The 21,564-nt window shown below is 59.8% G+C and carries 20 protein-coding genes; 7 read left to right on the top strand and 13 right to left on the bottom strand.

All coding sequences use genetic code 11. The features are described from left to right. Nucleotides 1-12: 12 nt before the first annotated feature. Complete coding sequence (locus tag KW849_RS11690) at nucleotides 13-1,026, bottom strand: ABC transporter substrate-binding protein (RefSeq protein WP_218429556.1); 1,014 nt, start codon at nucleotides 1,024-1,026, stop codon at nucleotides 13-15. Between the two features lie 336 nt (nucleotides 1,027-1,362). Here KW849_RS11690 and KW849_RS11685 point away from each other — a divergent pair, with 336 nt between their 5' ends. From KW849_RS11685 to KW849_RS11675, 3 genes are read left to right on the top strand one after another with little or no spacing between them, the layout of a single operon-like run. Beyond that, on the top strand, nucleotides 1,363-2,961 hold the full coding sequence (locus KW849_RS11685; protein WP_218429555.1) for an ABC transporter permease: 1,599 nt from the start codon (nucleotides 1,363-1,365) through the stop codon (nucleotides 2,959-2,961). Continuing rightward, nucleotides 2,958-3,773, top strand: a complete 816-nt coding sequence (locus tag KW849_RS11680; protein ID WP_218429554.1) for an ABC transporter ATP-binding protein — start codon at nucleotides 2,958-2,960, stop codon at nucleotides 3,771-3,773. Before KW849_RS11685 ends, KW849_RS11680 begins: the two co-directional genes overlap by 4 nt. 15 nt (nucleotides 3,774-3,788) lie before the next feature. Continuing rightward, nucleotides 3,789-5,399: an arylsulfatase gene (locus tag KW849_RS11675; protein ID WP_218429553.1), complete on the top strand. Its 1,611-nt coding sequence runs from the start codon at nucleotides 3,789-3,791 to the stop codon at nucleotides 5,397-5,399. 123 nt (nucleotides 5,400-5,522) lie between these two features. Here KW849_RS11675 and KW849_RS11670 read toward each other — a convergent pair whose 3' ends face one another. Beyond that, on the bottom strand, nucleotides 5,523-6,596 hold the full coding sequence (locus tag KW849_RS11670; protein ID WP_218429552.1) for a fatty acid desaturase: 1,074 nt from the start codon (nucleotides 6,594-6,596) through the stop codon (nucleotides 5,523-5,525). A gap of 100 nt (nucleotides 6,597-6,696) precedes the next feature. On the opposite strand from KW849_RS11670, the gene KW849_RS11665 reads away from it, so the two are divergent. Next, nucleotides 6,697-7,701, top strand: a complete 1,005-nt coding sequence (locus KW849_RS11665; RefSeq protein WP_218429551.1) for an AraC family transcriptional regulator — start codon at nucleotides 6,697-6,699, stop codon at nucleotides 7,699-7,701. On the opposite strand, the gene KW849_RS11660 is transcribed toward KW849_RS11665, so the two are convergent. The 4 genes from KW849_RS11660 to KW849_RS11645 all read right to left on the bottom strand — a co-directional run bounded on the left by KW849_RS11660 (nucleotide 7,702) and on the right by KW849_RS11645 (nucleotide 10,411). After that, nucleotides 7,702-8,934, bottom strand: coding sequence for a type II toxin-antitoxin system HipA family toxin (locus tag KW849_RS11660; protein ID WP_218429550.1), 1,233 nt, complete (start codon nucleotides 8,932-8,934; stop codon nucleotides 7,702-7,704). Then, nucleotides 8,927-9,175, bottom strand: coding sequence for a helix-turn-helix domain-containing protein (locus KW849_RS11655; RefSeq protein WP_218429549.1), 249 nt, complete (start codon nucleotides 9,173-9,175; stop codon nucleotides 8,927-8,929). Before KW849_RS11655 ends, KW849_RS11660 begins: the two co-directional genes overlap by 8 nt. Before the next feature lie 113 nt (nucleotides 9,176-9,288). Next, nucleotides 9,289-9,654, bottom strand: a complete 366-nt coding sequence (locus KW849_RS11650; protein WP_218429548.1) for a response regulator — start codon at nucleotides 9,652-9,654, stop codon at nucleotides 9,289-9,291. A gap of 70 nt (nucleotides 9,655-9,724) precedes the next feature. Next, a complete protein-coding gene (locus KW849_RS11645) occupies nucleotides 9,725-10,411 on the bottom strand; it encodes a Crp/Fnr family transcriptional regulator (protein ID WP_218429547.1) in 687 nt (228 codons plus the stop codon). A gap of 83 nt (nucleotides 10,412-10,494) precedes the next feature. On the opposite strand from KW849_RS11645, the gene KW849_RS11640 reads away from it, so the two are divergent. Beyond that, on the top strand, nucleotides 10,495-11,019 hold the full coding sequence (locus tag KW849_RS11640) for a DUF962 domain-containing protein (RefSeq protein ID WP_218429546.1): 525 nt from the start codon (nucleotides 10,495-10,497) through the stop codon (nucleotides 11,017-11,019). 115 nt (nucleotides 11,020-11,134) lie between these two features. Here KW849_RS11640 and KW849_RS11635 read toward each other — a convergent pair whose 3' ends face one another. From KW849_RS11635 to dibA, 6 genes are all read right to left on the bottom strand, one after another. Then, entirely contained in the window at nucleotides 11,135-12,124 is a 990-nt protein-coding gene (locus KW849_RS11635) for a sulfate/molybdate ABC transporter ATP-binding protein (protein ID WP_085717793.1), read from the bottom strand. Nucleotides 12,125-12,127: 3 nt separating this feature from the next. Continuing rightward, nucleotides 12,128-12,997, bottom strand: coding sequence for a sulfate ABC transporter permease subunit CysW (gene cysW / locus KW849_RS11630; protein WP_218429545.1), 870 nt, complete (start codon nucleotides 12,995-12,997; stop codon nucleotides 12,128-12,130). 13 nt (nucleotides 12,998-13,010) lie between these two features. Beyond that, nucleotides 13,011-13,829, bottom strand: a complete 819-nt coding sequence (cysT, locus tag KW849_RS11625; protein WP_007972956.1) for a sulfate ABC transporter permease subunit CysT — start codon at nucleotides 13,827-13,829, stop codon at nucleotides 13,011-13,013. 181 nt (nucleotides 13,830-14,010) lie between these two features. Then, nucleotides 14,011-15,024: a sulfate ABC transporter substrate-binding protein gene (locus KW849_RS11620; RefSeq protein WP_218429544.1), complete on the bottom strand. Its 1,014-nt coding sequence runs from the start codon at nucleotides 15,022-15,024 to the stop codon at nucleotides 14,011-14,013. 143 nt (nucleotides 15,025-15,167) lie between these two features. Next, the gene (gene oscA, locus KW849_RS11615) at nucleotides 15,168-15,350 is read right to left on the bottom strand and encodes a sulfur starvation response protein OscA (protein ID WP_007975618.1); all 183 of its coding nucleotides are present in this window, start codon (nucleotides 15,348-15,350) and stop codon (nucleotides 15,168-15,170) included. A 299-nt stretch (nucleotides 15,351-15,649) separates the two neighbouring features. Continuing rightward, the gene (gene dibA / locus KW849_RS11610; RefSeq protein WP_218429543.1) at nucleotides 15,650-17,569 is read right to left on the bottom strand and encodes a phosphodiesterase DibA; all 1,920 of its coding nucleotides are present in this window, start codon (nucleotides 17,567-17,569) and stop codon (nucleotides 15,650-15,652) included. A 146-nt stretch (nucleotides 17,570-17,715) separates the two neighbouring features. On the opposite strand from dibA, the gene desA reads away from it, so the two are divergent. After that, complete coding sequence (gene desA, locus KW849_RS11605; protein WP_218429542.1) at nucleotides 17,716-18,900, top strand: delta-9 fatty acid desaturase DesA; 1,185 nt, start codon at nucleotides 17,716-17,718, stop codon at nucleotides 18,898-18,900. Between the two features lie 221 nt (nucleotides 18,901-19,121). Beyond that, nucleotides 19,122-20,111 carry a sensor domain-containing diguanylate cyclase gene (locus KW849_RS11600; RefSeq protein ID WP_218429541.1) on the top strand — a complete coding sequence of 330 codons (990 nt, stop codon included), beginning with the start codon at nucleotides 19,122-19,124 and terminating at the stop codon, nucleotides 20,109-20,111. 124 nt (nucleotides 20,112-20,235) lie between these two features. Here KW849_RS11600 and KW849_RS11595 read toward each other — a convergent pair whose 3' ends face one another. Further along, nucleotides 20,236-21,447 (bottom strand): response regulator, encoded by a 1,212-nt coding sequence (locus KW849_RS11595; RefSeq protein ID WP_218429540.1) that lies wholly within the window; start codon nucleotides 21,445-21,447, stop codon nucleotides 20,236-20,238. Between the last annotated feature and the right edge of the window lie 117 nt (nucleotides 21,448-21,564).

The following is a 21,564-nucleotide window of genomic DNA, read 5'->3' as shown; positions in this document are numbered from 1 at the left end:
ATCTTTTGAGATTTAAAGCCTGGCAGCAGCCAACTCCGGCGCCACCCAATCGCTCACCTTGAACGACTTGCGAATCAGCTTCTGCTGCGAAGCCAGGTCCACGGCATCCTGCAACTTGCCAAGGAACACCGGGTCAAGCGTCGAGGGGAAAACCTCGCCCAGTTTCTGATCCTTCAAATCCTGAGAAAGAATTACCGGTGGATAACTCGCCAGCCCCGACACCAGCTGAATGTAGGCGTCCTTGTTGCTTTCCTGAGTCAGCCACTCCACTGCTTGCTGCTGCGCCTTGAGCAGTTTCGCCACCGCCTCCGGATGCGCATCGACAAACTTCCCGGTCCCCACCAACACCGCCTGCACACTGCCGGCGCCGCCCAGGTCCTTGGTGCTCAGCGGCAACTCGGCCAGCCCCTTGGCTTGCAACGCCGTGAGCCCGGAACCGCCCCACGAGGCATCGATCTGCTTCGCCGCCAGCGCCGCGACCGCCGCGTTGAAGTCGAGGTTGATGACTTTCACGTCCTTCTCGCTCAACCCCTGACTGGCCAGCGCCGCGTCGAAGGACAACTGGCTGGCGGTGCCACGGAAGATCGCCACGCGTTTGCCCTTGAGGTCCTGCAGGGTCTTGATCCCCGAACCCGGCACCACGCCCAGGTAATGCTTCACCCCGCGTGCCGAGGCGCTGAGCAACCGCGTATCCAGACCATTGGACTTGCCGATGATGGCCGCCAGATCGCCGAGGTAAGCCAGGTCAACCTGACCGTTGGCGAACGCCTCGTTGATCACCGGGCCTGCGCCCTTGAAAAAGCTCCATTGAATCTTGATGCCCTGATCGGCAAAGGCCTTTTCGAAGATCTGTTGATCGCGCAACACATCCACTACACCGCCACCGCTGTGCTGGGTACCGGCACTCAGGTCCGGCACGGCGATGCGGATTTCCTTGAGCTCACCAGCGTTGGCCGTGAAGGCCAGTAGACCCGCGAGGGCCGGTGCGGCGAACAGGCTGATGACACGTTTGAAGGGAAGGTTCATGGGTGCGGCTCCTTGGGCAACGGGCGTTGAGGAGGCGAAAGTAGGCCGAAGTGGAACCAACACTTAAATACTATAAATTCACATTTTTAGAGCATTTAGATCTATACCAACACTTCCGGGCCTTTTGGCCAGGTATGCAGGAACGGCATCGAAAATATTCTTCGAATGCATTGGATGCGGAGGCTTAGGGAGGCCATAAATGGCCTCTCTTATCTCTCAATAGAATTGATTTTGAATTTTATAGATCATTTTTGTATACACCCTGAACCCTTGTGGGAGCGAGCTTGCTCCCACAAAAAGGCAGCCTGTATTGCAACCCGACAACGGAGGTCATCCATGGCCCGTGTTTCTCTTCTCAGCCTGCCACTGGCCGCGCCGCCACTTAAAAACAGGCAACGCTGGCCAAGCCTGGGCCAACGTTTGTTGCCGTGGTTGTTGCCCATTGCCCTGTTCGCCCTCTGGTGGCTCGCCAGCCGCCATCACTGGATGAGCGAGCAGATCCTGCCGACACCGACTCTGGTGTGGAGCAGCGCGGTGGAACTGTCCCAAGGCGAGTTGTGGAGCCATTTGTGGATCAGCCTGCAACGCTTGTTCTGGGGGCTGCTGGCCGGGATCAGCGCTGGTGCTGTTTTGGGTGCGGCACTGGGTTTCAGTCGTCGACTGGAGCGCCTGGTATTTCCGACCTTCGCCGGGTTGGCGCAAGTCCCGACCCTGGCCTGGATTCCATTGTTCATGGTGTTTTTCGGCATCGGTGAAGTGCTCAAACTGGTTGTGCTGATCAAGGCCATCGTGGTGCCGGTAACCTTGCATACACTGGTCGGTGTGCGCGATGCACAACCCAGGCTGCACGAGGCCGCCGCCGTGTTGCGCCTGCCCAGGCACCTGTTGATCCGACGCCTGGTGCTGCCTGCCGCACTGCCGGCATTCATGGCCGGTGTGCGCCTCGCGCTGGCCGCCGGCTGGACTTCGCTGCTGGCTGTCGAACTGCTCGCGTCCAGCGAAGGCATCGGTTACCTGATGGTCTGGGCGCGGCAGCTGTTCATGCTCGACATCGTCTTCGTGTGCATCGTGGTGATCGGCCTGATCGGCGTGGCGATGGATCGCGGCATCGGTCTGCTGGACAGGAAACTGGTGCACTGGCCGCACCCGGCCACCGCCGAAATCCGTCGCGGGCCGCGTTATCAAGGTTGGCAACGCCTGCAACCGTGGCTGCTGCCATTGGCGCTTCTGGCGTTGTGGCAACTGACTTCGGATCAACAGTGGATTGACCCGAACATTCTGGTCAGTCCTCTGGCCGTCCTGCAGACCACTCGGGATGGCCTGCTCGACGGCACACTGCTTGGCGGCATGGCCCTGAGCCTGGGCCGGACCCTTGGCGGATTGCTGCTCGGCGGTGGGCTCGGGTTTGCCTTGGGGTTGCTGCTGGGATTGTCGCGGACCAGTGAACGCGTGCTCGGCCCAACCCTTGCGGCCATCCGCCAGATCGCCATTTTCGCCTGGGTGCCGCTGCTCACCGCGTGGTTCGGTCTGGGGGAATTGGCCAAGTGGGTGTTCGTTGCCCTCGCCGCTTTTTTCCCGCTGTTCATCGCCACCCAACGCAGCGTCGCCCACCTGTCGCCGCAACTGAACGAGGCCGCGCAGGTGTTGCGCCTGAATCTGCGCCAGCGCCTCCGTCGACTGGTGCTACCGGGTGCGGCACCGGGGATTTTTGCAGGACTTCGGCTGAGCCTGATCTACGCCTGGCTCGGCACCATCGGCGCCGAATATTTCATGCCGTCCAACGGCGGCATTGGCAGCCAGATGATCGGCGCCCAGCAACTGCTGCGCATGGACCTGATCATGGCCGGCATGCTGCTGGTGGGCCTGACCGGTGCCCTGCTCAACCTCATTGGCCAACGCCTGGAAATCCGCGCCACTCGCTGGAGGCATGCATGAACGCACCGATTGTCAGCTTCAATCACGTGGGCAAAACCTTCGAGGCCGACGGTTTCACACTTGAGGCTATTCGAGAATTCAACCTGGACATCGCCGAGGGTGAGTTCGTCGCCATCGTCGGCTCCAGCGGTTGCGGTAAATCCACTTTGCTGCGGCTGCTGGTGGGCCTCGATACGCAGTTTCGCGGGCAGATCAGCGTCGACGGAAAAGCCGTCACCGGCATCGGCGGTGAGCGTGGCATCGTCTTTCAGGAGCACCGCTTGTTCCCGTGGCTGAGCGTGGCCGACAACATCGGTCTGGGCCTGGTCAATGAGCCACTGAGCGCTGCACAAAAGCACAGGCGCATCGCTGATTTCATCGAACTGGTGGGCCTCGGCGACTTCGCCCGCGCCTATCCGCACCAGCTCTCCGGCGGCATGGCGCAGCGCGTGGCCATCGCTCGCGGCCTGGTGGCCAGCCCACGGATTCTGCTGCTGGACGAGCCCTTCGGCGCCCTTGATGCGCTGACCCGCCAACAGATGCAGGACGAACTGCTGGCGATCCGCGCCCGGGCAAAAATCACCACGGTGCTGGTCACCCACGACGTCGAGGAAGCGATCTTCCTCGCCGACCGCGTGGTTGTGATGGAGCCGCGTCCGGGGCGGATCAAGCAAGTGGTCGACATTACCCTGCCCCATCCGCGCCAGCGCAGCAGTTTCGACTTCCACCAGTTACGCGAAGAACTGCTTCACGAACTCACCAGCGACGATCACTACCAGCCCCCCGTGCCGGTGCAGGTCCGCGATCTGCCGCTGTCCTTCATTGCCTACTGAAAAAGGAAATGCTTGATGCCGCAACGTCCCAACTTTCTAGTGATCCTGGCCGATGACCTGGGCTTTTCCGACCTCGGCGCCTTCGGTGGCGAAATCAATACACCAAACCTCGATGCATTGGCCAACAATGGCCTGCGCCTGACCGATTTTCACACCGCACCGACCTGCTCGCCGACCCGTTCGATGCTGCTCACCGGCACCGATCACCACATCGCCGGCATCGGCACCATGGCTGAAGCATTGACCCCGGACCTGATCGGTAAACCGGGTTACGAAGGACATTTGAACGATCGCGTGGTCGCCCTGCCCGAGTTGCTGCGCGAGGCGGGTTACCAGACCTTGATGAGCGGCAAATGGCACCTGGGCCTGACCGCAGAACTGGCGCCTCACGCCCGGGGTTTCGAGCGTTCGTTTTCTCTGTTGCCCGGCGCCGCCAACCATTACGGCTTCGAGCCGACCTACGATGAAACGACGCCACGGTTGCTGAAATCCACCCCGGCGCTGTACATCGAAGACGACCAATTCATCAATGAACTGCCCAAGGATTTCTATTCCTCCGATGCCTTTGGCGACAAGCTGCTGCAATACCTCAAGGAGCGCGACCAGACCCGGCCGTTCTTCGCTTACCTGCCGTTTTCCGCACCGCACTGGCCGTTGCAGGCGCCGGCCGAGGTGGTGGAAAAATACCGCGGGCGCTATGACGCCGGCCCTGAAGCACTGCGAATCGAGCGCCTGGAAAAACTCAAAAAGCTGGGGCTGATCGAGGCCGATGTCGAGCCGCATCCGTTGATCCAGTTGACCGCACAATGGGATGCCTTGAGCGACGAACAACGGCAGATCTCCGCGCGGGCCATGGAGGTGTATGCAGCGATGGTCGAGCGCATGGACTGGAACATCGGCCGCGTCGTCGACTACCTGCGCCAACAAGGGCAACTGGACAACACCTTCATCCTGTTCATGTCCGATAACGGCGCCGAAGGGGCATTGCTGGAGGCTTTCCCGAAATTCGGCCCGCAGTTGCTGACCTATCTCAACCAGCATTACGACAACAGCCTGGACAACATCGGCCGCGCCAACTCCTACGTCTGGTACGGGCCGAACTGGGCGCAAGTGGCGACCGCGCCATCGCGGCTGTTCAAGGCCTTCACCACCGAAGGCGGGATTCGCGTGCCGGCGCTGGTGCATTACCCGCAACTGCCGCTCAAGGGGCAGATCAGCCACGGTTTCGGCACCGTGATGGACATCACGCCGACCATTCTCGACCTCGCCGGTGTGCGCCATCCGGGCAAGCAGTGGCATGGCAAACCCGTGGCGCAAATCCGCGGTAAATCGTGGCTGGGGTTTCTGTCGGGCGAAACGGCGCAAGTGCATGACGAGCACACCGTGACCGGGTGGGAATTGTTCGGTCGGCGGGCGATTCGACAGGGGCAATGGAAGGCGGTGTACATCCCGGGACCGGTCGGGCCGGCAACCTGGCAACTGTATGACCTGGGCAATGATCCGGGGGAGATTCATGACCTGGCGTCGAGCCAACCGCAGAAGCTTGGTGCCTTGATCGAGCACTGGCAGCGGTATGTGGATGAGACTGGGGTGATCCTGAGTGAGTCGCCATTCCAGCCAGACTAAACATTACCCCCTGTGGCGAGGGAGCTTGCTCCCATTGGGCTGCGCAGCAGTCCCCTTCGTTTTCGGGATAAGGGGGCCGCTTCGCGACCCAGCGGGAGCAAGCTCCCTCGCCACAAATACGAGTCAGACTTGAGCGGTTTGTGTCCTCACACCTACCGCCTCTTCCTTGCCCTCAAACCGGTTGGCCCGCGCAAACGTGCCGAAATCATTGAACCGCACGCCCATCTCGCGCATCACCTTGTGCCCCACCGGTACGGTCAACTGGCGGATGTAGAACGGCTCCTTCACCACAAAGTGATGGATACCGTGGCTGCTGCCGAAGTTGAAGCAGAACGCCTGCAACGGCCACAGCCACGGGGCATTCAGGACCTGGGTTTGCTGCATCACGTTGCCCGGTTCCACGTCACCGTAGTAGTGCATGTTCGAGCTGATGAAGTGCAGGCAGAACGTGCGCAACACATTCGGACCGATGATCACCACAGCCACAATGTCGACCACCTGCATCACCGACAACGTGGTCGCCGACCATTCGATCGGTGCGTCCATCAGATGCGCAAAGCCATTCGCCGCATGGAACCCGAGAAACACGTACCACGCGCCCCAATGCATCAGCGCCAGTGGGGCGTAGACCTTCAGCGTGCGGTAAATGATGCTGAACTTCATGGACAAGGTCTTGGCTCGCAGCATGCGGATGAACGACGACATCATGTTGTCGCCAATCATCAAAAACCGTGCGAAACCCCAAGGCTCGCCGTTGGTGATGGCGCGTTCTTCCAGGTCGGCTTCGGAGCCGGAGACTTTGTGGTGATTGAGGTGCAGGTGGCGGCGAATCCATGGGTTGATCGTGCTCGGCCGCGCCAGCCACACCAGCCCCATCATCAGGTTGTGCGGCACCTTCTGCTTGCGAAAGTACATGCTGTGGATCAGGTCGTGTTCCAGTTCATGGGTCAGCGAGGCGAAAAATGCGTTGAGCAACAGGCACGCCCACCAGGCCATGTGCCCGGTCATATAGAGCGCCGCCGAACCGATCATACCGGCGATGGCGAAGGTCAGAATGCCTGCGCCGAGGGCGTCCTGATGCTTGAGAATCGGGTATTGCTCGCGCAGCTCGACGCCTCTGGCCAGCACCACTTCACGGATATGGGCTGATCGTTGGGCTGCATTCAGTCGTTGGGGGCTTGCAGAAATACCGCTCATGCTTCCATCCTCTGGTTATTGATGGTTGCATCCTGCCTTGGGAACCCCTGCAAGGCGGTAGCCGAGAACGCCAACCTGTTGACCGGAAGCGCCAATCAGCATGACTGAACCGACCTCCCTCGCCAGCTGGACTCGCGCCCTGCGCAAGCAACTCGATGCCCTGGGCATCGATAGCACCGCCCTGTGCCAGCAAGCGGGACTCGACCCAAATTTGATGGACGATCCGAACGCGCGCTACCCACTGTCGGGCACCACGCACCTGTGGAATCTGGCGGTGCAGGCCAGCGGCGACCCGGCGATCGGTTTGCGGGTTTCGCGTTTCGTCAGCCCGACCACCTTCCATGCACTGGGTTATGCGCTGGTGGCCAGCGGCAGCCTGCGGGAAGTGTTCGAGCGCATCGTGCGCTATCACCAGGTGGTCAGCGATGCCCTGGAACTGGAACTGACCCGCACCGAAGATCGCTACTGTTTCCGCCTGAAAATCCCTGCCGGCAACCCGGCCCCTGCCTTCGAAGCCATCGATGCGTTCATGGCGATTTACGTGCGCACCTGCCGCAATCGCCTGGGTCGCGACTACGCGCCGCTGGCGACCTACCTGCGCCGTCCGGAACCGGCAGACGCGCACCAATGGCATAAAGTCTTTCGCTCGCCCGTGCACTTCGGCGCCGACGAGGATCGACTGGAATTCGCCCTCGTCGACTTCGACAGCCATCTGGACGACGCCAACCCGGAGCTGGCCGAACACAACGAAACCGTGCTCAAGCGCACCCTGGCGCAACTCAAGCCGCTGACCTGGGAGCGCAAGGTCCGCGACGCCATTGAAGAACAACTGCCCGAAGGCGAACCCAGCGCCGAACACATCGCCAAGGCCCTGCACCTGAGCCTGCGCAGCCTGCAACGGCACCTGGCGGATGAAGGCTACCGGTTCGATACGCTGCTCAACGAAAGCCGTGAGAACCTGGCGTTGCTGCACCTGCGCGATCCGCAATGCTCGTTGAGCGAAATCAGTTATCTGCTCGGGTTTGCCGACACCAGCAGCTTCAGTCGTGCGTTCAAGCGCTGGACCGGGATGACGCCGGGGCAGTTTCGGGATGGGTTGCGCTGATCAATTTTTCACGAGACTGCGCGCGACGCCTGATGCCCACTGCTCCATCATCGCTTCGCCAACGCTCGCAAAGACGCTGTTGTCTTTGATGTAAACAGCCATCTCGGTCATTGCCGCCTCCACCCCGTGGGCAACCTGCTGCAACAGCTCATTACAACGGCCCTCGGTCAGGTTGCAGGCCGAACGGCCAAATCGCATCAGCATCTTGTACTTTGGCCATGCTTTTGATCCGCCTAAAAGCAACGCCATGCTGTCAGACCTTATGTAAACCGACGTGGTGACGATGTCATAGGCCGGAGCGAGGCTGATTTGCGCATCCATGCCGCAGTTTTCATACAGAACGCCGAAGTTTTTAAGGTGAGCATCGCCATTCTTCAAGGCTGACGAGAGCGCAACGATCTTGAAAAAAGACTCAAGCGCCTGATTGAGCAATGGCGGAGAGACGAACTCTTTGATTTGCCGCGCGGCACCTTCGTACGAGCCATCGTATTTGGCCTTCGACGGCCAGGCATTCAGTACGCAGAAATCCTCGAACCCCAAATGACCTTGCTCATTCAGATCGAAGCGTTCGACAACCAGAAATTTGCCATGCTCGCTGAGCTCGAACTTCGGCACCTCAAGCCCCGAATGTAGCGCTGCCCGCATGCAGAAGTATTCGTTGGCTGCGAGTTCAGGGTATTCGTCTGGACGAAAGGATTTAACCAGATGCGTCGCGCCTCGATGAGTCAGGTGGTCGACGGTTGTCGCACTGTCACGAACCAACACCTTGGGCTGCACACCGGAAACGCCTGAATATTTGCCATACGTATGCAATAGATCATCGAACAAGCCTTGAGCACCGTCATGAACCAGAAGGTCCGCGAGGCTGGTTTCAGGTGGACGGTCGTTCGCATCTTGCGCGTTTGCAATTCCCACTCGCCCAAGCTGGTGCGGGCCGACGATCGACAACATCGCGAAATCATCAAAGCCTCTGACTGCTTTGCTGAAACGACGAACCAACTCATCTCGCAGAGCCCCTTCAGGCAGGTTCATTTCGAAAACCGGCGGTACACCTTGCTCCCATGTGTAACTTTCGAGGCGAGCCGGCATGGTCAACGAAACCGAGTTTTTTTCCTGTGCGTTTTCGGCGTATGTAAACACTGAATCGCTGCGAGACTGACCACGACCCAAGGTGCCGACTGCGTTTGCGGAGACACTGATGTGAAGCCGGTCCCTTTCCTGCGACTCACCCATGGAAGTTGACCTTTTTCAGTGAGTCCAGCGTTGGGCGCTTCAACTGACGGGGCACGGCGGTGAGCTCATACCCGAAACCGTTGAGGATTGCCTCAACCTTACGCAGGCCGATTTCAGAGAGGGTGTTGTTTTCGATACCCGAAATCGTGGAGCGGCTCATGCCGTACTGTTTTGCCAGCGCCTGCTGGGATAGCTTTTGCGCCTTGCGGAGCGAGCGAATCAGTTCACCAAGGTTTTCCATTTGCCAACCTGCATCGTATACCGTGCAAAATCACATTTTATATGGATATGCATTGTATTTAGTGCAGTTTAAAGCGGAAGTCCAGCTCATTTTTTAACTAGCCGTTCGGGAGATCACCGTCCGCGATCCCGTCGCAACAACTTGCGTACCCGCGCCACCAATTCGCTTACTGCAAACGGCTTGAGCAAATAATCGTCCTCATGCAACTCCAACCCGCGCAGTCGATCCTCGATGCCATCCTTGGTGGTAAGGAACAGCACCGGCGTCTCGCCGAGTTTGCGAATCTGCTGCTGCAATTGCCAGCCGTTTAGCCCGGGCAGCATCACGTCGAGGATGATCAGTTCGTATTCGCCGGACTCGATGAAGCGCCGGCCGTCCATGCCGTTGAGCGCGACATCGACCGAATAGCTCGCCTCATTCAGGCCGTTGGCCAAGAGTTTGGCGGTCTCCGGTTCGTCTTCTACTAGAAGTACACGCATGGCACACCTCGATTGTCGTCGTCACAGGCTAGGCGCCTTCGCTGGCAAAGCCCATCAATAACGTTGCGTTTCAAAAAATCGCCAGTGCCCGCAACCGCTCGGCATCGACAATTTCGATCTCGCCGTACTTGAGGTTCAGAATCCCCTGCCCCTGCAGTTCCTTGAGGAGCTGGTTAGTGGTCTGGCGCGACAGCGACAACAACGACGCCAATTGCTCCTGCGGCAGTTGCAACACCCGGCGCGGCGGATCGATTTCGCCGTAACCTGCGGCGATCATCAGCAAGCGATGGGCGAGACGTGCCGGGGCGGGCATCAGGCTCAGCTGTTCGAGGTTGATGAAGGTCAGGCGCAGTTTGTGGCTCATCAACAACGCCAGTTGCCGCCAGTATACCGGTTGTTCGTCGAGCAACTTCAGCAGCGCCGCCTGCGGGATGTGCAACAAGACACACTGGCCCACGCTGTAGGCATCGTGGGTGCGTGGCTGGCCATCGAACAGGCAGATTTCGCCGAACCAGTGCGGCGGCTCCATCAGGCTCAGCAACGCTTCCTTGCCCTGCTCGCTCACGGCACCGACGCGCACCGCGCCTTCAAGCACCGCGTACAGGCCGCAAGGTGGATCGCCACGTTTGAACAGCCGCTGGCCCGGTGACAAGCGCCGTACCCTGGCCACCGACAGCAAACTATCCTGTAGGGAAACAGGCAAATGGCTGAACCACTGACCGCTCATCAGGCGTGGACGCCAGACCTGCATATCCATGAAAACTCCTAGAGATTGTCGCCTGGCTGACAGAGCGGGAAGCGGCCTCGGGGCATGATCAATCACCCCACAGGAGAACAACAATGAAAAGCCTCGTCGACCACCTCAGTCAATACGCCGCCTACCACCGTGACCCACGCAACATCGCATCGCACTTTATCGGCATTCCACTGATCGTGGTCGCCGTCGCGGTGTTGCTGTCGCGGCCGGAGTGGTCGCTGGGTGGCGTGTGGCTGTCACCGGCGGTGCTCGTCTCGCTGGCATCGGCGTGGTTTTACCTGCGCCTGGAATGGCGCCTGGGCGTGTTGATGACGGTGTTGCTCGGGTTGTCCGTGTGGGCAGGACATGCGCTGGCACAGCAAAGCACGCTGGTCTGGCTGGGCAGCGGCGTGGCGATGTTCGTGATCGGTTGGGCGATCCAGTTTGTCGGGCATCACTACGAAGGACGCAAGCCGGCCTTTGTCGATGACGTGACCGGGTTGATTGTCGGGCCGTTGTTTGTGGTGGCCGAGCTGGTGTTCATGCTGGGGATGCGGCATGAGCTCAAAGAGCAGATCGAGGCGCGAGCGGGCGGGGTTCGGGTCAATCGCAAAAATGCAGCGGCTTAAACCTCTTTAAAAGATCGCAGCCTGCGGCAGCTCCTACAAAGGCTTGATGTCGGTCACAACATTGTAGCCAACCGAAATCTCTGTAGGAGCTGCCGCAGGCTGCGATCTTTTGACCTTAGATGTTGGCAACCTTCTGCCAGACCTTCGGCTTGAAGAACAGCGTCTCTCCCTTCGCCAACCCGATCAGGCTGTCGTGATCCTTGACCACTTCGGCTTCGATCAGATCGCTCTGCCCTTCGACCTTCAACGTCACCCGTGTTGTCGCGCCCAGCGGACGAATATCGCGCACTTCAGCCGCGTGGTGGTCTTCCAGTTCATGGCGCGACAGCGACACTTCGTGCGGGCGGAACAGCACGTGTTTGTCTTCGCCCAGATGCAGACGGTTCGAATCACCAAGGAAGTGATAGACGAAATCGCTGGCCGGGTTTTCGTAGACGTCGCCCGGTGAGCCGATCTGCTCGATCACACCTTTGTTCATCACCACGATACGGTCGGCGACTTCCATCGCTTCTTCCTGGTCGTGGGTCACGAACACCGAGGTCAGGTTGATGTCTTCGTGCAGACGCGCCAACCAGCGGCGCAGTTCCTTGCGAACCTTGGCGTCAAGGGCGCCGAAGGGTTCGTCGAGCAGCAGCACTTTCGGCTCCACAGCCAGCGCTCGCGCCAACGCAATGCGCTGACGCTGACCGCCGGAGAGTTGTTCCGGGTAGCGATCCGACAACCAGTCCAGCTGCACCATATTCAGCAGTTCGTGGACTTTGGTGGCGATCTGGCTTTCGCTCGGGCGCTGGTTTTTCGGCTTCATGCGCAGGCCGAACGCGACGTTGTCGAACACCGTCATGTGGCGGAACAAGGCGTAGTGCTGGAACACGAAACCGACGTTGCGATCACGCACGTCGTGACCGGAGACGTCTTCACCGTGGAACACGATGTTGCCCTGGTCCGGGGTTTCCAGGCCGGCGATGATCCGCAGCAACGTGGTCTTGCCGCAGCCCGACGGCCCGAGCAACGCGACGAGCTCGCCGCTCTGGATGTCCAGGCTGATGTTGTCCAGCGCCTTGAAGGCATGGAAGTTCTTGCTGACGTTTCGCACTTCGATCGACATGAATTATTCCTCCGCGGCGCTGGCGCGCAGGCGGTTGATACGGTTTTCGCTCCACTGCTTGAGCAGCAGGATGAAGAGCGCCAGGATCAGCAACAGGCTCGCCACGGCGAACGCGGCCACGTGGTTGTATTCGTTGTAGAGGATCTCGACGTGCAGCGGCAGGGTGTTGGTCACCCCGCGAATGTGCCCGGAAACCACCGACACCGCACCGAACTCCCCCATGGCCCGCGCGGTGCACAACACCACGCCGTAAATCAGGCCCCATTTGATGTTGGGCACGGTGACGTGCCAGAACATCTGCCAGCCATTGGCCCCGAGCAGACGCGCCGCCTCCTCTTCCTGAGTGCCTTGTTCCTGCATCAGCGGGATCAGTTCACGGGCCACGAACGGCACGGTGACGAAAATCGTCGCCAGCACGATGCCCGGCAGGGCGAAAACGATCTGGATGTCGTGATCCGAAAGCCATGGCCCGAACAAGCCTTGGGCTCCGAACATCAGCACATAGACCAGACCGGCGATCACCGGCGACACCGAGAACGGCAGGTCGATCAGCGTCACCAGCATGCTCTTGCCGCGGAACGAGTACTTGCTCACGCACCAGGCGGCGCTGACGCCGAACACCAGGTTCAGCGGCACCGAAATCAGCACGGCGATGACCGTGAGTTTCAGTGCCGACAGCGCGTCCGCCTCAAAGATCGCCGTGAAGAACGCACCGAGGCCGAGTTTCAGACCCTGGGACACCACGATGAACAGCGGCAGCAACAGGAACAGGGCAAAAATCAGCCAGCCAAGGCCGATCAGGATTCGCCGCGAAGTCGCGCTGCCACGACGGGCAGCGTTCGAGGAAGCGGCAGCAATAGACGATTGGGACATGGGTGCCGCCTCCTTATGGGGTTTCGATGCGCCGCTGCAACAAGTTGATCAGCAGCAACAGGACGAAGGAAACCACCAGCATCAGTACACCAATGGAGGTAGCGCCGGTGTAATCGTATTGGTCGAGCTTGACCATGATCAGCAGCGGCAAAATCTCGGTTTTCATCGGCATGTTGCCGGCGATGAAAATCACCGAACCGTACTCGCCGACCCCACGGGCAAAGGCCAAAGCGAAACCGGTAAGCCATGCCGGAAGCAGTGCCGGCAGCAGGATATGACGGAAAACCTGCAACGGTTTTGCACCCAGACACGCCGCCGCTTCTTCAACTTCACGAGGAATATCCGCCAATACTGGCTGTACCGTACGTACTACGAATGGAAGTGTCACGAAAGTGAGGGCAAGGGTGATGCCCAGAGGGGTGTAGGCGATCTTGAAACCCAGATCCGCTGCAAATTGACCAACCAGACCGGTAGGGGTGTACAACGCCGTCAGTGCAATACCGGCCACTGCAGTGGGCAATGCGAACGGCAGGTCGATCATTGCATCGATCACTTTTCGTCCAGGGAAGGTATAGCGCACTAATACCCAGGCCAGCAGCGTGCCGATGATGCCGTTGATGATCGCGGCACACAGGGCGGTGCCGAAGCTGAGCTTCAACGCCGCCAACACCCGTGGCGCCGAGATGATTGCCCAGAACTGATCCCAGGTGAGTTGAGCGGCATGTACGAACATCGCCGCCAGTGGTATGAGCACAATCAGGCTGAGGTACACCAAGGTGTAGCCCAGCGTCAGCCCGAAGCCGGGTATGACGGGGGAGATACGACGCGACATAAAAGTCCTTGGTTAAAAAGCGTTCCGCTAAAACCATCCCTGTGGGAGCGAACCTGCTCGCGAAGGGGGAGTACCCGTCAACATCCCTGTCGACTGAAACACCGCCTTCGCGAGCAGGCTCGCTCCCACAGGTTAAGCACCCAGGCTGGCTGCATGAGTGCTCATTGATGGCTATTTAAGATTACTGCGCCTGGTAGATCTGGTCGAACACGCCCCCGTCATTGAAGAATTTCGGCTGCGCGGCTTTCCAGCCGCCGAAGTCCTTGTCGATGCTCACCAGCTCCAGTTTCGGAAACTGCTGGGCGTACTTGGCGGCCACATCCTTGTCACGTGGACGATAGAAGTTCTTCGCCGCGATTTCCTGGCCGGTCGGGCTGTACAGGTACTTGAGGTAGGCTTCGGCGATCTGCTCGTTGCCCTTTTTCTCGGCATTTTTGTCGACTACCGCCACCGGTGGCTCGGCGAGAATCGACAGCGACGGCACGACGATGTCGAACTTGTCGGCGCCGCCCTCTTCTTTCAGGGCCAGGAAGGCTTCGTTTTCCCAGGCCAGCAACACGTCGCCCTGACCATTATTGACGAAGGTAATGGTCGAACCGCGAGCGCCGGTATCCAGCACTGGCACGTGTTTGAACAGGGTTTGCACGTATTCCTTGGCCTTGGCTTCATCACCGCCGTTGGCTTTTAGACCATAGGCCCAGGCCGCTAGAAAGTTCCAGCGCGCACCGCCGGAGGTTTTCGGGTTCGGCGTGATCACCGAGACGTCATTCTTGACCAGGTCGCCCCAGTCCTTGATGCCTTTGGGGTTGCCCTTGCGCACCAGGAACACGATGGTCGAGGTGTATGGCGTGCTGGCGTCCGGCAGGCGTTTTTGCCAGTCCGCCGGCAGGGTCTTGCCGAGCTTGGCGATTTCGTCGATGTCACCGGCCAGGGCCAGGGTCACGACGTCGGCACGCAGGCCATCGATCACCGCACGCCCCTGCTTGCCCGAGCCGCCGTGGGATTGCTGGACCTTCACGGTGTCGCCTGCGTGGTCCTTCTGCCAGAACTTGATGAATTCGGCGTTGTAGTCCTGGTACAGCTCTCGGGTCGGGTCGTACGACACGTTGAGCAACTCGTAATCCTTGGCTACCGCGGAACCGGCAAAAAGGGCGCTGGCCAAGGCGGCCAAAGCGAAGTGGCGAATCGACGACATGGTGAAAGCTCCTGGAATTCTTGGTTTGTTGGCTTTTTTATGGATTTCTGGAATCGCGTTGCCGGTTCAAAGATCGCAGCCTTCGGCAGCTCCTACAGGTGATTGCGTGCTTCTGCAGGAGCTGCCGCAGGCTGCGATCTTCTTCAGCCCGGTTTGTTGCCCGGCTGCTGCAAACGGAATTTCTCTTTGCGTTCGATCTGCACCACCTGGGCGTTGTGCACAGTGATTTCCACGGCGCCAAAGCGCAGGTCGCGCAGGGCACTCTGGATTTCACGCAGGATGGTGGCTTCGTCTTGACCGTCGACGCTACGCAGGGATGCGCTCATATTGCTGCTCCTTCAACTGAGAGGTTGCCTCGCAGTGTCGGCACTGCTTGCGGCGTGAGAGCAATACTAGAGAGGAGTAGATATTCTTAAAAAGACTATTTGAGAATGTTTATATAACCAAAAGAAATTATTTGACGGGACAAGGGCTTGAGGTCAATCGCCTCTTTCAAGTACGACAAAAACCCTGTGGGAGCGAGCTTGCTCGCGATGAGGGTGTGTCAGTCTCCAGAAGTCTCGACTGTTACTCCGCTATCGTCGGAACGCCGCCCGGAGCCAGCTCGCTCCCACAGGGATTGCACCTACCCAATCACCGGCGCATGCATCCAATCCAGCTGCGCCGCCGGCACCGGTCGCCCGAACCAGTAGCCCTGCCCCAGATCACATCCCTGCTCGAGGAGGAAAGCAGCCTGTTCGACCTGCTCGATCCCCTCGGCATGCACCTGCATGCCCATGCTTTGAGCCAGGGCAATGATCACCCGTGAAATCGCCGCATCATCCTCATCCCACGGTAATCCGGCGACGAAGCCCTGGTCCATTTTCAGCTTCTGCACCGGCAGACGCTTGAGTCGCAGCAACGATGAATAACCCGTGCCGAAGTCGTCGATGGCCAGGCGCACACCGAGCTCGCGCAGTCGATGCATCTGTTCCAGCGCGACTTCCGGGTCTTCCATCACCGCGCTTTCGGTGACTTCCAGCTCGAGAAACGACGGTTCCAGCCCGGTTTCCCGCAGGACTTGCGCTACTTGCTGATACAGCTCACGACGGGCGAACAGACGCGAAGAAACGTTGACCGCAACGAACGACAGCATCACCCCGCCTTGCTGCCACTGGCACATCTGCCGGCACGCCTGCGCCATGACCCAGGCATCGATTTCAGCAATCAGGCCGGTTCGTTCGGCGACCGGAATGAATTCCGCCGGCGATACCAACCCCCGCTGCGGGTGCTGCCAACGCACCAGTGCCTCGACGCCAATCAGGCGACTGGTCTTGAGGTCGTGAACCGGCTGGTAATGAACCCGCAGCTCTTGCCGGTCCAGGGCGCGACGCAATTCAAAGGCGATCTCGACCCGTTGCTGGGCGTGGGCCGTCAGCTCTTCGGTGTACAGGGCATAATCATTGCGCCCCGTGCTTTTGGCCTTGAACAGTGCAGAGTCGGCATTACGCAGCAGTTGCTCGACGCTCAAGGCATCGCTGGGGAACAGGCTGATGCCGATGCTGGTGTTGATGGACAGCTGGTGCCCATCAATAAGGAACGGCTCTTTAAGGCCATCGATGATCCGCTGGGCCAACGCAGCGGCCTGAACCAGTTGCGGACAGCTTTCAGCGAGTACGGCGAACTCATCCCCGCCCAGCCGCGCCAGGGTGATGCCCGGGCCGAACATGGCACCCAGGCGCCCGGCCACCGCCTTGAGCAACTGATCGCCGATGGTGTGCCCGAGGCTGTCGTTGATCATCTTGAAGTGATCGAGATCGATCATCAGCAGCGCGCAGCCACGCTTGTGGACCTGTGCCGAGGCCAGGGCCTGTTCGGCGCGGTCGGTGAACAGCAGGCGGTTCGGCAGGTCGGTCAGCGGATCGTGGTGCGCCAGGTGCATCAACTCGTGTTCGGAGTTCTTGATTGCACTGATATCGGAAAACACCGCCACGAACTGGCTCGGCTGGCCATTGTCATCGTGGATCAGGCGGATCGTCTGCCATTGTGGGTAAATTTCGCCGCTTTTGCGCCGGTTCCAGATTTCCCCGCTCCACTCCCCTGTGCGTTCAAGCGCGGCGAACATCGTCTGATAGAAGTCAGATGGATGACGTCCGGACTTGAACATAGTGGGGCGCTGCCCGAGCACGTCCTCACAACCGTAACCGGTGATTTCCATGAACGCCCGGTTCACATGGACGATCACACCTTCCCGATCGGTGACCAGCACGCCTTCGCGGGTGCAGTCGAAAACTGCAGCCGCCTGGCGCAGGCGCTCGCGATTGGTATTGCGTTCGTGCAATGTGGCGCCGATTCCCAGACACCGCAGCAGCCGCGCCCGGGCAACGAAGATCAACCCGGCGCTGAACAGCACCCAAACATAACCGTTGATCAGTTGCCATCGCAGTCGCTCGGCAGAGCTATCGAAGAAACTGTTCAATAAATAGCCACTGATCTGTAGCCAAATCACAGAAAGCAACAGATAGAGCAGCGCTGCACGCAAGGCATCGCGATAGGTGGCAGACATCCGACGATCCATGTCCCTACAATAAGGTGGGGATTATAGTTTAAAGACACATCCAGCCACTCTTATCTGAAAGGGCGACTGGTTTTCTGTGTGGGCTTAGTGATAATGCAACGGCTGTTTTTTCTTTATCGAGGGCCCTATAGCCTATGTGGTACGAAGGTTTTCTTGGCTTGTCGCCCTGGTCTCTGGTAGCAGTCACCCTGCTGATGACCCACATCACGATCATTGCCGTCACGGTCTATCTGCATCGTTACTCGGCCCATCGCTCCCTGGAGCTGAATGGGGGCCTTAAGCATTTCTTCCGTTTCTGGCTGTGGCTGACCACGGCGCAGAACACCCGCGAGTGGACCGCCATCCACCGCAAGCATCACGCCAAATGCGAAACCGTCGATGACCCGCACAGCCCGGTCATCAAGGGTTTGTCCACGGTGCTGCGCAAAGGCGCCGAGCTGTACCGCGCCGAAGCGGAAAACCCGGAGACCCTGCGCATCTACGGCAAGAACTGCCCCGAAGACTGGATCGAGCGCAACCTCTACAGCCGCTATCCGCTGCTGGGCATCGCGATCATGGGCGTCATCGACCTGCTGCTGTTCGGCACCATCGGCATCACCATCTGGGCCATCCAGATGATGTGGATCCCGGTGTGGGCCGCCGGCGTGGTCAATGGCCTGGGCCATGCCATCGGCTACCGCAACTTCGAATGCCGCGATGCGGCGACCAACCTGGTGCCGTGGGGCATCCTGATTGGCGGCGAAGAACTGCATAACAACCATCACACCTACCCCAATTCGGCAAAACTGTCGGTGAAGAAGTGGGAATTCGACCTGGGCTGGGCGTGGATCAAAGTCTTCAGCTTCCTGCGCCTGGCCAAGGTTCAACGGGTTGCGCCGATCGCCCATCGCGTCGAAGGCAAGGGCAACCTGGACATGGACACCGCCATGGCGATCCTCAACAACCGCTTCCAGATCATGGCCCAGTACCGCAAATTGGTGATCGGCCCGCTGGTCAAGCAAGAGCTGGAAAAGGTCGATCACTCGGTACGTCACCAGTTCCACCGGGCCAAACGCCTGCTTTCGCGGGAGACCAGCCTGCTGGATGACAAACACCATGTACGCATCCAGAACATGCTCGAGCACAGTCAGGCACTGAAGGTAATTTACGAGAAACGCCTGGCCCTGCAGCAGATCTGGGTCAAGACCAGCTCAAATGGTCACGACATGCTGGCGGCCATCAAGGATTGGGTACACGAAGCCGAAGCCAGCGGGATTCAATCGCTGCGCGACTTCGCCGATCAATTGAAGACTTACTCCCTGCGCCCTGCCGCCGTCTGAGCCACAAAACCTATGGGAGCGAGCAGGTTCGCTCCCATATGGGTTTGTGGTCTGACCGCAAAATCGCGTCATCAGTACCGCCCGGCGGGAGCCAGCTCCCTCGCCAAAAAAGGTGGGAACTTCATCTAAAAAGCCCTATCTCAAAGACACTCCGCTATCCCCCGGCGGGCTTGGTGTTGGCCGCCATTGAACACGCGGCATGCCCTTTGAGATTTGTGTCGATGGCCCCAAAAAACCTGCAAGACTCATCTCCGTCACATTGGCCCGAGGCCGCGCAGACCTTGCTGGCGCTGATGCACGCCCAAAGCGAAGTCGCACGCCTGAGCGAACGCGAACAGTTGTTCAACACCTTACTGATGAGCGTCAACGCGGTGCTGTGGGCATTCGATTGGGAAACCCGCCGGGTGCTTTACGTCAGCCCGGCTTATGAGCGAATCTTCGGTCGCTCGGCCGATTTGCTGCTGGCCGACTGCAATCAATGGCGCGACAGCATCTATCCCGACGACCTGGACTATGCCGAACGCAGCCTGGCCGAAGTGCTGGACAAAGGCGCCGTGGAAGACCGCGAGTATCGAATCATTGACGCCGACGGGCAGGTGCGCTGGCTCAGCGACAAATGCTACACCAACCGCCAGGCCGAGCCGGGGCAACCGGTGATCATCGTCGGCATTGCCGAAGACATCACCGACAAAAAGCGGATGGAAACCGAACTGCACCGCCTGGCCACCACCGACGCGCTGACCCAGAGCAGCAATCGTCGGCATTTCTTCGAATGCGCCCACCGCGCGTTCGCACATGCCCGGCAAAAGGGCGAACCGCTGTCGTTCCTGATGCTGGACATTGATAACTTCAAAATAATCAACGACACCTACGGCCATCAGGAAGGCGACAACGTGTTGCAACGCATCGCCGATAGCGGCCGCGCAGCGTTGCGCCGTGGCGACCTTTTCGGGCGCATTGGCGGTGAGGAGTTTGCTGCGGTGTTTCCCGGCTGCACGCCACAGATGGCCCTGCAAGTGGCGGAACGCTTGCAACAGCAGATTCAGCGATTGCGTTTCACCCATGAAGACCAGACGTTCGGCATCACCGTCAGCCAGGGCCTGACCAGCCTGACCGCCGCGGACGAAAACGTGGAAAGCCTGTTTTCCCGGGCGGATGCCGCGATGTACCAGGCCAAGCGCGACGGCAAGAACCGGATTGTCACCGCCTGACAGGCCCTGCAACCTCCTGTAGGAGCAGCCGGTCGACGCTCGATTGCTCGCGAAAAACCTGAGGCACGAGAGTGATTCAGATTTTACGCGTCATCGTTTACCTCCATCGCGAGCAAGCTCGCTCCTACTTGCGCAAACGCATCAACTCCGGCAAGCCGATCTTGAGCAACCGCGCCGTCCGGCTCTTCGCGAGCGCCTCGATCCCCTCATGCTCGGTCAGGCGCGCCAGTTGCGCCGCCATGTTCATCACCAGCGCTTCGCGCGAGTAAACCCCGCCACCGAGCTGATAGGCCGCCGCAATCAGCTCCCGCAACTCCAGCGGTAGGCGCCAGCGCGTGCGCAGAGCCGAACCATAGGCCGCGCCATATTCAGCCAGCGCTTCGCCCACCTCCTCCAACTCGTCCAGTTCGCCGCCGGCCTGTTTCCATTCCTGCAAACAGCGCAGCAACGCCAGATCGCCGAGACGATGCAACATGCCGGCGCAATAGCAGCGCTCCTGATCCAGATCGAGCAAGCGCGCCAGGGTTCGCGCGTATTCGGCGGTGTGCAGGGACAGTTCCCAGTAACGCTCGGCATAGTCGGCCAATTGCGGATCGCTGAGCCGTGCGCTGCGCTTGAGCGCCAGCCCGAGAATCAGGTTCATGCTCTGCCCGGTGCCAAGGCGATGCAGCGCCTGGGACAGGGTTTGCACAGTGGCGCCATGGTGCTGGGCCGCGCTGTTGGCAGCGGCGATCAGCACGGCCGTGACCTGCGGATCGGTGCGGATTTCGTCTTCCAGCACCGTCAGGTCGAGGCCATTGGGATTGAGGCTGCGTTTGACCGCCACTTGCACGTCGGTCATCAGCGGCGCGCCGTCGGCCAATTCCCGTCGACGCCCCAGATACACCGACAACGTCATCCCCGGCGCCAGCGACGGCACTTCGCACGAGACCTCTTCGCCAGTGTTCAGCAGCAACCCGTGCAAGCGATGGGTCAGGCTTTCCATGTTCAGGGGTTTGGTCAGGTACGCGGCCGGTGCCAGCGGCAAGGCCTCGCGCACGCTGGCACTGTCGTTGCGACTGCTCATCAGAATGAACGGCATGGGTGGATTGCGTTTGCGCTGGCGGATGCTGCGCAGGACATTCAGGCCATCGACGCCCGGCAACTCCCAGTCGGCGATCACCAGGTCATAGGGGTTGTCCGCCAGCAACTCCAAGGCCTGCTGACCATCGGCGCACAGATCCAGCCGCGCATCGCAGCGTACGTTCAACAACACTTCCTTGAGCAGATCCCGGGACCAGGGGTCGGCCTCGGCAATCAGGACTCTTGGAACGGCGGGTAAAATGACAGTTGTCATACAGCTCTCCCTGGCGATGCAGGAACCTTAGCCAATGCTGCCCTTCCGATACAGCGCTAATGTGCGGGATGCGTTTCAAGGGGCGTAAAAAAACCCGCCGAAGCGGGTTTTTTGTGG

This window comes from Pseudomonas sp. PDM26, from assembly GCF_019219185.1.
Lineage (GTDB): Bacteria > Pseudomonadota > Gammaproteobacteria > Pseudomonadales > Pseudomonadaceae > Aquipseudomonas.
This window is presented reverse-complemented; position numbering and strand designations above follow the sequence as displayed.